This window comes from Treponema sp. (assembly GCF_052169735.1).
Classification (GTDB): domain Bacteria; phylum Spirochaetota; class Spirochaetia; order Treponematales; family Treponemataceae; genus Treponema.
The window spans coordinates 18,009-30,386 of sequence record NZ_JBQNBW010000030.1 but is presented as its reverse complement, the minus strand read 5'-3'; the positions used below and the strand labels follow the sequence as shown (position 1 = coordinate 30,386).

12 protein-coding genes and 1 tRNA gene are annotated in these 12,378 nt (G+C 44.8%); 9 read left to right on the top strand and 4 right to left on the bottom strand.

All coding sequences use genetic code 11. The features are described from left to right. Positions 1–168: 168 nt before the first annotated feature. The 4 genes from lysS (at position 169) to ACTTJ8_RS06500 (ending at position 5,273) form a co-directional block, all read left to right on the top strand. The gene (gene lysS / locus ACTTJ8_RS06515; protein WP_442720674.1) at positions 169–1,761 is read left to right on the top strand and encodes a lysine--tRNA ligase; all 1,593 of its coding nucleotides are present in this window, start codon (positions 169–171) and stop codon (positions 1,759–1,761) included. Positions 1,762–1,908: 147 nt separating this feature from the next. After that, positions 1,909–2,991 carry a uracil phosphoribosyltransferase gene (locus ACTTJ8_RS06510; RefSeq protein WP_442720676.1) on the top strand — a complete coding sequence of 361 codons (1,083 nt, stop codon included), beginning with the start codon at positions 1,909–1,911 and terminating at the stop codon, positions 2,989–2,991. Next, the gene (locus ACTTJ8_RS06505; RefSeq protein ID WP_442720673.1) at positions 2,969–3,943 is read left to right on the top strand and encodes a tetratricopeptide repeat protein; all 975 of its coding nucleotides are present in this window, start codon (positions 2,969–2,971) and stop codon (positions 3,941–3,943) included. Before ACTTJ8_RS06510 ends, ACTTJ8_RS06505 begins: the two co-directional genes overlap by 23 nt. Next, on the top strand, positions 3,924–5,273 hold the full coding sequence (locus ACTTJ8_RS06500; RefSeq protein WP_442716243.1) for a sodium-dependent transporter: 1,350 nt from the start codon (positions 3,924–3,926) through the stop codon (positions 5,271–5,273). The genes ACTTJ8_RS06505 and ACTTJ8_RS06500 overlap by 20 nt, the downstream gene beginning before the upstream one ends. Before the next feature lie 196 nt (positions 5,274–5,469). On the opposite strand, the gene ACTTJ8_RS06495 is transcribed toward ACTTJ8_RS06500, so the two are convergent. Then, positions 5,470–5,551 (bottom strand) — tRNA-Leu (locus ACTTJ8_RS06495). A 151-nt stretch (positions 5,552–5,702) separates the two neighbouring features. Further along, a complete protein-coding gene (locus ACTTJ8_RS06490) occupies positions 5,703–6,524 on the bottom strand; it encodes a cytidylate kinase-like family protein (protein WP_442720672.1) in 822 nt (273 codons plus the stop codon). A gap of 63 nt (positions 6,525–6,587) precedes the next feature. Between ACTTJ8_RS06490 and ACTTJ8_RS06485 the strand changes: the two genes are divergently transcribed. Further along, on the top strand, positions 6,588–7,175 hold the full coding sequence (locus ACTTJ8_RS06485; protein WP_442720671.1) for an NUDIX hydrolase: 588 nt from the start codon (positions 6,588–6,590) through the stop codon (positions 7,173–7,175). A 405-nt stretch (positions 7,176–7,580) separates the two neighbouring features. Beyond that, positions 7,581–8,195, top strand: coding sequence for a 30S ribosomal protein S4 (rpsD, locus tag ACTTJ8_RS06480; protein ID WP_442716246.1), 615 nt, complete (start codon positions 7,581–7,583; stop codon positions 8,193–8,195). A 73-nt stretch (positions 8,196–8,268) separates the two neighbouring features. Here the strand turns inward: rpsD and ACTTJ8_RS06475 are convergent, their stop codons facing one another. Continuing rightward, complete coding sequence (locus ACTTJ8_RS06475) at positions 8,269–9,015, bottom strand: 16S rRNA pseudouridine(516) synthase (RefSeq protein ID WP_442720670.1); 747 nt, start codon at positions 9,013–9,015, stop codon at positions 8,269–8,271. Positions 9,016–9,246: 231 nt separating this feature from the next. Further along, positions 9,247–10,128 (bottom strand): alpha-hydroxy-acid oxidizing protein, encoded by an 882-nt coding sequence (locus ACTTJ8_RS06470; protein ID WP_442720669.1) that lies wholly within the window; start codon positions 10,126–10,128, stop codon positions 9,247–9,249. A gap of 114 nt (positions 10,129–10,242) precedes the next feature. Here ACTTJ8_RS06470 and ACTTJ8_RS06465 point away from each other — a divergent pair, with 114 nt between their 5' ends. From ACTTJ8_RS06465 to ACTTJ8_RS06455, 3 genes are all read left to right on the top strand, one after another. Beyond that, a complete protein-coding gene (locus ACTTJ8_RS06465) occupies positions 10,243–11,088 on the top strand; it encodes an LptA/OstA family protein (protein WP_442720668.1) in 846 nt (281 codons plus the stop codon). A gap of 62 nt (positions 11,089–11,150) precedes the next feature. Then, positions 11,151–11,894 carry an LPS export ABC transporter ATP-binding protein gene (gene lptB, locus ACTTJ8_RS06460; RefSeq protein ID WP_442716261.1) on the top strand — a complete coding sequence of 248 codons (744 nt, stop codon included), beginning with the start codon at positions 11,151–11,153 and terminating at the stop codon, positions 11,892–11,894. A gap of 8 nt (positions 11,895–11,902) precedes the next feature. After that, entirely contained in the window at positions 11,903–12,313 is a 411-nt protein-coding gene (locus ACTTJ8_RS06455; protein WP_442716250.1) for a YbaN family protein, read from the top strand. The last annotated feature ends 65 nt before the right edge of the window (positions 12,314–12,378 follow it).

Sequence of the window (12,378 nt, the reverse complement as noted above, 5' to 3'; positions counted from 1 at the left end):
AGTATAATGGTTTTTCGGTTCAGGTGAACCGTTTCTTTTCTCCTTTTTTGGGGCAATACCTCTTGCAATTTATACAATACAAGGCAATTTAATGTGATGCAATGCGCTTCATTGACATAACCGGCTTCCCCGTATACAATCGGTCTGTATTTCGTTATAAAGGGTAGTATGAGTAAAGAACAAAATAATCAAAAATTGCTGCATTGGGCAGATCAGACTGCTGAAAAGATTATCCGCGAACGCGGAGACTTGGAAACCTACACCTGCGCATCAGGGATCACCCCGTCAGGCACTGTTCATATTGGAAATTGCCGTGAGATTATGTCAGTTGATCTTGTGGTACGTGCGCTGCGTGATCGGGGCAAAAAGGTACGATTTATTTATTCATGGGATGATTATGATGTGTTCCGTAAGGTACCGTTAAATATGCCTCAGCCTGAGGTTCTGGAAAAATATCTCCGCTATCCTATCACAAAGGTGCCTGATACCTTCGGCAGGGATGAAAGCTATGCCCGCCACCATGAGCGGGATGTTGAAGCAATACTGCCTGAAGTCGGTATTTACCCTGAATTTCTCTATCAAGCACAGCGCTACGGCGAAAGTATGTATGCAGAAGGCATGAAAATTGCGATGGATCACCGTGCTGAATTGAAGGATATTTTAAACACCTATCGGGATGATGACCATAAAATAACCGGAGAATATTGCCCTGTTTCCGTGTTTTGTACAAAATGTGAACGAGATACTACAACGGTTGACGGCTGGGATAACGAATGGTCTCTCCACTACACGTGTGAATGCGGTCATGCGGAGCATCTGGATCTGCGGAACACCGGCGCTGCAAAGCTCGGCTGGCGGGTCGATTGGCCGATGCGCTGGCAGCATGAAAAGGTTGTATTTGAGCCTGCCGGAAAAGACCATCACTCGCAAGGCGGCTCTTTTGACACAGCGCGGCTGGTTGCAGACAAAATATATCATTGGCAGGCACCGGTGAGCTTTCGGTATGATTTTATCGGACTCAAAGGAATCCCCGGTAAAATGTCCTCGTCAAAAGGCAGTGTTATCAGCCTTGCCGAAGTACTGAATGTGTATCAGCCGGAGGTTACCCGGTATTTATTCGCTTCAACCCGTCCTAATACTGAGTTTTCTATCAGTTTTGATCTCGATGTTATCAAAATTTATGAAGATTATGATAAAACTGAGCGGATTGCCTGGGGTATTGATAAGGCAAAAAACGATGAGGTGTATGCTAAAGAGCGCCGCATCTATGAGCTTTCCCAGATTAACGGAATGCCGCCGTGCTGTTCATATCAAATTCCGTTTCGGCACCTGTGTAATCTCTTGCAAATTAACGCAGGCGATATTGCAGCGGTCATTAAACAGATGACTGATCTCAAAGACGAACAATACGAGCGGTTTGTTGCGCGGGCTAACTGTGCATGGTTCTGGATAACAGAATGTGCTCCCGAAGACTTCCGGTTTCAGCTCCGCACAAACGGTGAGAAAGCAGAGGTTTCTGCAGAGGCGGCGGCTGCCGTGCGGAATATCCGGGATAATCTTCTACCGCAGATGGACACTATGGATGAGAAAGCTCTTTCAACAGCGCTCTATGATGCAGCACACGCCGCCGGTCTTGAACCGAAGAGCTTATTTACTGCCATCTATCAAATTTTGATCGGAAAAGATCAGGGACCGCGCCTTGCCGGTTTTATGAAAATAATCGGAAAGGAACAGCTGGAGCAATTATTCAGATTGTATTAAATCGGTTATCTTTAAACGCTCTTTTATAAGGGCGTTTTTTTTTGTAAAGAGAAAGAGGTACTGCTAAAAGGAACAGTGTGTCTTCTAAAAACTGAAGTTTAGCTTGTTAGAAGATACACACCACTTTTTAGGGATGCCTAATATAAAATTGAGGAGTTTAGAATGCGACAAGTTATTATGGAAGCGGAATCACTGCAAGGGTATTTAACGGCAAAAGATACGGCGTATCTTCAAAAGCTGGATGGACTGTATAATGAGGCGATGCGCCAGTTTGTCCGGCTGGATGCTGCTAACACTACAGCAGAAAAAGAACAGGCAGAGGCTGAGATTATTGCCTCCTACGACGTTATGGGTAAGCTGCTGCAAGAAATATGCAAGGAAGTTCCTCAATTAAAGGTGTATTCATTTAATACCGAGCATGAAAGCCATGCAGAAGCCTCCCGTGTTATGGCAAAGCTGAGGAGTACGGAAACCGGTCATAACGAGTTTATCTATTATACCCAGCGTGCATTCGAAATGCTCTTTAAACTTGCGTACGGCGGCAGGCATGAAGACAATAAAAACTATCTGATTTCTAAAACACCGGTTACCGTCCCTGTTCAAAATTATGCTGTGCACAAGATCAGCGACATTGATCATAAAATAGAAAATACCGTTATGTGTGTTATGCTGCGCGGGGCGCTCCTCCCTTCAATGATTATTTCTAAAGAGATTGAAGAATATTCATCCCATGGTTATGTTACTCCCTTTGCTCTCTTTAAAATTAAACGCGATGAGCTCAAAAAACTTGATGACATGCAGTATGTACTCAATCTTGATATGTCCTATTTTAATCTTGAAGACCTCGATGGAAAAGACCTTATCTTTGCAGACCCGATGAATGCAACCGGCGGCAGTTTGATCACTGTTGTAAAGTATCTGGAGCGGCAGGGGGTAAAGCCGCGTTCAATCAGCTGCTTCCATGTTATTTCTTCGTTAAAGGGAGCCTTGTGTGCTGCCCGCGCGTTAAAAAACTGCTCGGTGTATACCCTTTGGATGGATCCTGCGCTCAATGCCGATGCATATATCCTTCCCGGATTAGGAGATGCGGGGGATAGAATTAACGGTATGGACGAACCTGAACATCCCCGGAATATGATTCAGCTCATTGCTGATTATGGGGCAACCATTGCAGGGTTGTATCGGCATCAATTACGGGCAATAGAAAATGTGGTGCTTCAAAACAAATAAGACGCCGCATACCGGATTTCTACCGCAGAGCAGCTGCCGGCTGCTTGGCGCTGAGGGGCTGGGCTGTCTCCGGCAGGAAGAGGCTTTGCATTTCCTGCTGCCGGGAAAAATTGTGCTGGTATGCTGTCTTTTTTTGCTCTGTGCTGCCGCGCTGTCTGCTTCCGGACGGCCTGAACCTGAAATAGCAAAAGCCTATTTTGAGATTGCCCAAGCCTATACCGATACGGAAAAATACGATAAGGCTGCGGAGTTTTATCAGAAAGCGGCAAAGGATCCGGAGCATAAAAACGCCGCGGAGTTCAATTTAGCCCGTGTGTACGGATTGCAGGGCGACTGGAAAAAAGCCCGTCCCATCCTTGAACGGCAGTATGCGCAAGCTCCCGGAAATGTGCTGCTTCTAAAAGCATACGCCTATAGTCTTGCTGCAACAGGTAAACACAGCCGCGCAATTGAAATGTACCGCAAACTCTATGAAAACGATAAGGAAAATCCCGATTCAGCGCTGAGCTATGCCCGTATACTGGTGTTTACAAAACGCTATGATGAGGCGCAAACGTTTATTAACGAGCTGAAAACCGTTTTTGCGGAAACCAATGAGAAAAAGGTTTTGGATGAGCTTGAAGAACAGATAAAAAAAGCGCTGGAAGAACCAGAAAAAAAAGAAACCTTAGAAGAGCCGGAAGCTGCAAAACCGGAAGCAGAGCAAGCAGCAGGCACAGAAGATATTCCGCCAGCTGAAAAAGGAGATAGCCCTGCAGAGACGGTAAAACCGGAGACAGGGCAGCCCGCTCCGAAAACCGGTAAAAAAACAATTCCGGCTGCGGAAATAACCGGGACGGATGAACAAGGCAGCGGTAAGCCGCCGTCTATAGCCGGTAAGGAAACGGCTGCGCAGAATGCCGGAAAAACCGGAACAACAGAAAAGGAAAACAATGGAGCAAAAAACAAATAAATTTGTCAGTAAGATAGGGTTTATTCTCGCCTGTGTCGGCTCTGCGGTCGGTATGGCGAATGTATGGGGCTTTCCCTACAAACTCGGCAGCAACGGCGGCGGCGCTTTTTTGATCATTTATATTCTATTTGTTATTCTCTTTGGATATGTCGGTCTTTCTGCTGAATATGCAATCGGGCGCCGCAGCGGCACCGGTACACTTGGTTCCTACACATTCGCTTGGAAGCATAGCAGTACAGACCGTTCCCGAATCGGCAGCATTATCGGATGGCTGCCCCTGATCGGCTCAATCGCCATTGCGGTCGGCTATGCGGTAATTATCGCGTATGTCCTCAAGGCATTTACGCAGTCCTTATTCGGCAGCATTATGACGGTCAATCCGGGGCAATGGTTTGAATCCTTCGCGTTTAAGCCCTTCAGTGTCGTGCCGTATCATGCTGTTGTCATCATTGTAACCCTATTGACCATTGTCCTCGGCGCCGACACTATCGAAAAATCCAATAAGGTGATGATGCCCCTCTTTTTCATCCTGTTTGTCATCTTGGCAATCCGTATTTCCTTTTTACCGGGAGCTGCGATAGGCTATCGGTTTCTCTTTATTCCCGACTGGAGCCACTTAAAAAATCCCAGCGTATGGATTACCGCAATGGGGCAGGCGTTTTTCTCACTGTCTATTACCGGATCGGGGATGATTGTCTACGGTGCCTATTTGAGCAAAGACCATGACTGCGTAGGCGGAGCAAAAAACACCGCGCTGTTCGATACCATTGCCGCGGTAGTTGCCGCTCTTGTGATGATCCCTGCCTGTTTTGCCTATCAAATGGATCCTGCAGGCGGTCCCGGGCTGCTTTTTGTGGTACTCCCCTCTCTTTTGCAGCAAATGCCCGGCGGCAGATTATTTGGGATTATTCTCTATCTTGTTGTGGTATTCGGAGGGATTTCATCTTTGCAGAATATGCTGGAGGTTGTAGCGGAGTCGCTTTTACACCGTTTTAAGACCTTAAGACGAGCCGCAGTTATTACCGTACTCGGTGTTATTACCTTCGGTATCGGTGTATTTATGGAACCGATTGCAGAAACAAAAGGTGCTATCCTTGGCGGATGGGGTTCATGGATGGATTTGGTTTCTACCTATATTATTCCGATCGGCGCCGTACTCGGAGCCGTTTCGTGGTTCTGGGTACTCAAAAAAGAAGAATTACTGGACGAAATAAATACCGGAGCTGTCAAACGTTATGGGAACAGCTGGTACTATCTTGGTAAATATGTCTACACCCTCTTTGCCTTGCTTTTGTGTGTTGTTGCATTGATCCGAGGTGAAGGCTTTTGATTAAGCTGTAAGTGCGGTTACTGTGTTTCCGCCCTGAATTTAAAAATAGTAAATAGTGAAACTATACTTAGACGCATAGTTTTTCCAAAAGGTTCGGGGTTCTTTCAGTCTGGAAAATGCACGTAATAACTTAAAACAATATTATCAGAACCAGACATAAAAAAAGGCTTCTTTTGATTTCAAAAGAAGCCTTTCATGCGGCGAACTGGACTTGAACCAGCACACCTCGCGGCATCAGCACCTCAAGCTGACGTGTCTACCAATTCCACCACCGCCGCATCTGCAACAGCTGCTACTATAGCGTAGACGCAAAATAAAGTCAAGAGGGTATTTTAAAAACTCAAGAAAGGTTTTTAGAAATTTCGTTAGAGATAAGGGCATCTTTTAAAAACTCAGGTATGGTTTTTAGAAGAGGCTCTGTGATGGCTGTTACGGATAGGTTTTATACTCATTCACCATATTGATCTGTGATGATACGGTATGCCCCTCTGACATTTCTTGCGCAATACTGATTGCCCGGTCAATACAGGTAACGGAATCGGCAACTCCGTGCAGTATAATTTCTGCTGCGGTTACCTCAGCATCTAAAAAATAAATCGGCAGCTCTTCCGTAAAAGCAATGCGGTTCACTATTTTTTGTCCTATTAACAGTTCGCCGATACGCTGCAGACCTGCTTTTTCTTCCGATGGGGAAATAGTGACGCTGCAGGCATGCCGAATGATGTCAGCAGCAATATCTGCTGTAACCGCATCCGTGTTAATCACGAGGTGGTAGTGTGCAGGTTCTTCCGGCTTCATGTCGAAAAAGCATTTATGAAACCCTTCTCGATTTGTATCGCTCTCGGTTATGAGCGCCCGGGCTTTTTTTTCAGACCAATCAAATTCTTTCATGAGCCGAGTACTGCGGACATCATCAGATGCAATGAGCCGGACTGCATAACAACCGGGAATCCCCTGCAGCAAGGCAAAACCGCCGCGTCCGATAAACACACAGTTTCCTTTTAGGGCATACGTATAGATAATTTCGCGTAAATAATCGAAATATTGATCTCTATTGCGCGATAAAGATGCCCAAAATCCCGGTTTCCGTTCATCATACTGCTTCAAATTCGATTCCGAGATGCCGCGGCTTACCAGATCGTGTTCCAGATCTTTTTTATCAATAAAGTCGTAGCCTAGTGCCTTTGCGAGCGCAGAAGCCGTTTCATCTCCATAAGAAGCTATTTGCCGTGAAATTGTGATGATTGCCATAATGCCTCCTCTTCTATAGAATAAGATGAAATGCTTAATATGTCAAAGGAAGGTTGTATTTTTATGCAAAAAAAAACTGAACTTGTATGGAAACCCGGTGTAAAGACCGAAATGTACCGTACGCCTGTGTTTAGCGTCAATGAGGTTAAGAGCCTCTCGCCTCATGGGGAAACAAAAACTTTTACCGCACTCTCTGCCCCGGAATGGGTTATTGTTATTCCGCGTATTACAGATTCAAGCGGAAAGCAGTATTTTCTGATGGTAACACAATGGCGGCACGGTTCAGCCCGCCTTTCCGTTGAATTTCCCGGCGGTGTGGTTGATGAAGGTGAAAGCCCGGAGCATGCAGCACACAGGGAGCTGCTTGAGGAGACCGGCAAAAAAGCTCAGCGGCTTACCTTACTCGGCGAGGTATATCCAAATCCTGCAATTATGGAAAACAAAAGCCATATTTATTTTGCCGACTGCGAATTAGATACACAGGCACAGCATCTTGATGAAGATGAATTTTTAGAAGCAGAGGCTGTCCCTATCGACGAAATTTTGCAGAAGATGGGAGAGCCGCCTTATGATCATGCCCTTATGTGTACCGCGCTCTTCTTTTATTTGCGGCATATAAAAGCCATAGAAAAGAATGCTTCCCAGTACTGATGGTGTAAGGAATGAGCGGGCTTCCGTTTGTTTTTTGCGAAAGCCCCGGATTGCAGGATTTTCAGCCAGCAACAGCAAATACAGCGTCTGCCGCTTCCGAGAGTATTGCAGGTGCTATAATGCGGAATCCCTGCGTGATGCAATGCGATAGCTTGACAGAATATTTTATTTTGTTTAAAATGTTTAAATATATATGCTGTACGCGGCTTTCATCTCGATGAAGTACAGTATAGATATGAGCAGTGCCGGATCATTATAGTCGATGTAATCAGTACTGCTGATCAAGGAACTTCTAAAAATACAGCGTATTTTTAGAGATACCCTAAGCTCTTTTTTATCGTTCCCTAATAAAAGAGAATACTTGAATACCCTATTGGTATTCTTATGAAAGTTACGAGGTGAAAAATGGCCGGAAAACAGCCTAAGGGTAAATTGGTCCGCCGGTTTGGATCAAATATTTTTGGAAATCCTAAGTATAGCAAGCTTTTGGATAAAAAGCCGAATGCACCGGGAAAAGAACGCGGTGCAAAACAGCGCGGAAAGCTCTCAGTCTATGGTGAACAGCTGAAAGAGAAGCAAAAGTTCCGCTTTGCATACGGTATGTCCGAGCGTCAGTTTAGTAATCTGTTCGAGAAAGCACTGAAAATGTCTGGTGTTACCGGTGACAATATGCTGACCTTAATGGAGCAGCGGCTTGATAACACTATTTATCGGATGGGCTTTGCTGTAAGCCGTGCTCAGGCACGCCAGATGGTGTCTCATGCGTATTTCTTGTTGAATGGAAAACCGGCAAATATTCCGTCAATGCGGGTAAAGGCTGGTGATGTTATTACCACGAAAGACAAGAAGGGTTTCCAAAATCTTATCCGTCATAACTTAAGCACGGTACAGGGTTCAAAGGGAGCATGGCTTTCTGTTGATGACGAAAACCTGTCAGCAACGGTAACCTCATTGCCCGCACCAACAGACATTCAACCAGTAGGAAATATCCAGTACGTCGTTGAATTCTATTCACGCTAGCGCTTGATTTTTCCCGATTGAAGGCTTCCTGCTCTATGTTGTACATGATACGCATAGGACACGGAAGCCTTTTTTATATTCCTCCAGCGCGCTGGAGCTGCGCTACTTCAGCACCCGTCAGTTCGCGGCAGTCTCCGCTACCCAGTTCCGGATCAAGGCTGACCCCTCCCATCGCTACCCGCTTTAAGTACACAACCTCATTTCCGAGTGCATGCAGCATTTTTTTTACTTGATGATATTTCCCTTCGCATATATGCATCAAAAACGCCCATTCCGTTTTGATGTGCTGCGGTTCTGTTCGTTCAAACTGAGCAGGTAGGCAGACAAATCCATGCTTGAGTTCTAAGCCTTTTGCACACAAACTTTGAGCTTGTATCAATGCTTCCGTATTAAATGGTACTGCTGTTTCAAGGTAATAGCTTTTAACACAGGCTGATTTTGGAGAAGTGATGCGGTGGGTGAGCGTTCCGTCGTTGGTTATAATAAGCAGTCCTTCCGTATCAATATCAAGTCTCCCGATAGGAAACAGCTTCATTGCGGAAAAAGGCGGCGGGAGTAGCTGCATCACAGTATCGTGCAGGGGATCATTCGTTGAAGTTACCACACCTGCTGGTTTATTCAGCATGAGGTAGCAGTAGGTACGGAGCGTTATCGCCTCTCCATTTCGAATAATACTGTCTTTTTCTATATCGATCAGCGTTCCCGGATCAGTTATTCGTTTTCCATTGAGCCGGAAATCTTCTGTACGTAAAAGCCGTTTTATATCGTTCCGGGATCCCAATCCGTTTCCTGCAAGTATTTTGTCAATTCTAGACAGCATCCTTCATCCTTATAATAATAGGGTATCTTATAAAAACTCAGGTGTGATTTTTATAAGATACCTCATCAGCAAAGCTGATCGCGAGTTGTTTTGATAAGTCTTTACATTAGTCGCGATGTTTCGGCTTTGCCGAAAGCCGCCGGTGAAAAATGTACAAAGAAGTACATTTTTCATCACAACATTGCATTTCAAGGAAACCTGTTCAGAAATGTGAATTTCCGAACAGGTTTCCTATTTTGCTTGCTGCATATTGTCCTGCGTTGTTAAACGGCGGTATAATTGCTGCATACCACTGCTTCCATCCCGGAGTAACGCCGTAATACAAGGACGCCCTATCATTACTTGCGCTGCACCGAGTTTCTTTGCAGCGGTTATATCTGCGCGGCTTCTGAGACCACCGTCTACCCATACCTCGCCTGCATGGCTTTGCAGAACACTGCCGTATTCGGCTAAAAAATCAGCGGTATTGCCGCGCCGTGTTTCAATTCTGCCGCCATGATTCGATATAACAGCAATATCAGGGTGCAAGTCCTTTACTAACTCAACATCCTCCGGTAAAAATATGCCTTTTATTGCAAAGGGCATTTGTGCATAGCGCTGTATGGCTTTGAGTGTTTGAGCGCTTTTCTGTTCCAACTGTACGAGATTGCGCATAGTTACAATATTGTAGGAGTCAATATCAATCCCGATAAGTTCGGCATCATTGCGCACCCAATCAATCCGTTCAAAAATACGTGCATTAGGATAGGGTTTAATAAAGACTGCTCCGGTTTTCCCATACTGCTGCAGTGCGGCAAGCCCTCCTTGAATTTTTAAATCAGGGTATCCATCCCCGATGCTGAGTAAAAAACCTGCTTCAGAAGCCCCTTTAATCAGATCAAAGTAAAACGCTTCTTCATCATCATATCCCACATTTTCTACACCGCCGGTAATAGGCGCTAAGCGTATAGGAGGCAATGGAGCTGTTTCCGTTTCTTTCGTATAATATTTTTTCCATGCAGCACAGTTTCCAATAAAATTTACACTACTAAAAACCCCGCCCATTCCAGGAAGTTCCCCAATACATCCGTATCCGTCACACTTTGTGCAGAAATAGCATTTATACCCGCTCATAATTCTTTCCACTATACGGGACATAAGCGTTTTATGCAAGAAGCTATTGAATCTCTGAGAAGATGCTCTGGCTTCTTTGACGAAAGTTAAAAAAAAACGTATACTACGGAATCTATGTATATGATACGGCGCTTTATACTCTCTAGCATTTCTTTTTGTATGCTTGCTGCATCTGCGTATGCAGCTCCGGCAAAAATATCCTTTTCGGCAGATAAAATGCAGGGTTCAGGCGGAAAAGGGAATAGCTCTACTGCATTGACCGGTAATGCACAAGTTTCTGTAGATTCGCTTACTATTTATGGTGAACGTATTGAATTGTATGGAAAGGATTACCGCTATATTAAAGCAAGCGGTACCGTAACAGGTGAAGACCCTGAAAAAGGTTTTACGTTTTCTGCTGCCTCGCTGCTGTATGACCGGGAAACTGAAGTAGCGGAATTTATGGGAGCTGCAAAGGTTGAAGATACAAAAAACAAGGTGGAAACTGCGGCGGAACGTATTGAATATAATCAAAAAAATGAGATTATTCTTTTACAAATGGCAGTGCATCTGAAAAGTAAAGAGATTGTCTGTGATTCTCTTTTTGCGGTTTATAATAGAACTACATCAATGCTCGATTTGACAGGACGTCCTGTTGTAAAAAAGGGAAAGGATGAATTTAAAGCGGCAAGGATTTCAGTTGATCTGAATACTGAAGATATACGGCTTGAAGGCAAGGTAAGCGGTTCTGTTACCGAAGAAAAGGAAAGTTCTGCTACTAAAGCTGATAACCTAAAAACTGATGCGGAAGAGGCGGATACTGTCGGCTCTCCGGCTCAAGAAACCAGTCCGGAAGAGGCGCAAAAAAAAATGTCCGATGAGAAGGCTCCTCCTGATGCAGCAAAAGCAGAGCGGCCGGTTCAGCAAAAGCAAGGTAATGGTAAGAATCCGGAAATAAAGTCTGCTGGAGGTATACGATGAGCGATATTCAGGAGAATTACGGACAAGAGGCTGCGGGAGATGCACAGAATGACGGCGGTATGATGTCTTTTGGAGCAGCTCAAAGTGTGTTGAGGGTGGAGGGATTAAATAAACTTTTCCGGAAAAAGCAGGCAGTACGGGATGTAAGTTTTTCGATGCGGCAAGGGGAAGTTGTTGGGCTTCTGGGACCAAATGGAGCAGGTAAAACTACGAGTTTTTATATGATTGTAGGGTTTTATACTCCAAATGCGGGAGGGATTTACCTTGATGACCTCTGTATTACCGGCTTACCGATGTATCAACGAGCTCGTATCGGTATTTCATACCTGCCGCAAGAAGCATCGGTATTCAGGAAATTGTCTGTGGAACAAAATATCGATGCAATTTTAGAAACCCGTAAGGATCTTACTAAGGCAGAGCGGAAGGCAAAGCTTGATGCCCTCCTAGACGAATTTGGAATTACTGCGAACCGGAAGCAGCCTGCCTATACGCTTTCCGGCGGAGAACGGCGCCGCACAGAAATTGCTCGGGCATTGGCTATTGAACCCAAGTTTTTGCTACTTGATGAGCCTTTTGCCGGTATTGATCCGATAGCTGTACATGACATTAAATTGATTATCAGGCTGCTTGCCCGTCAAAATATCGGTGTTTTAATTACCGATCACAATGTACGTGATACCTTAGAGATTACCGACCGTGCTTATATCATCAACAAGGGGGAGATTGTAGAGCAAGGTCCCCGTGAAAAAATTTTAGAGTCGGAAATTGCCCGGAAAGTGTATCTCGGTGAAGAGTTTAGAATGTAAAGGAGTCTATGATGAAATATCTTTGGCTTATTATTGGTTTTATTTTTTTAGGCTTAGGAGTACTCGGTGTATTTTTACCTATTTTGCCGACTACACCATTTGTATTAGGCGCTGTGTTCTGTTTTGCAAAAGGATCCGAACGGATGCACCGCTGGCTGCTTTCAACCAAGCTATATCAAAAGCATGTTAAGCAGTTCAACGAAACCCGTTCTATGACTCTTAAAGCAAAAGTACTCATTTTAGGCTTTGCATCAACATTGCTGATTGCGGGATTCTATTTTTCGCCCAACATCTATGCCCGTATTATTATCGTAGTGCTAATCTGTATTAAGTATTATGTCTTTATTTTTAAGATTAAAACAGCGGCTGAACCGCTGCGGGAAGAAACTCAGGTTGAGGATTCCTGCAGCCGCCGGTAGCGCTGTTTTGCATTACTGCCAATATATCGAGCCGGAGGCTTAATCTGTAGGGTCGCTCTAAAAAA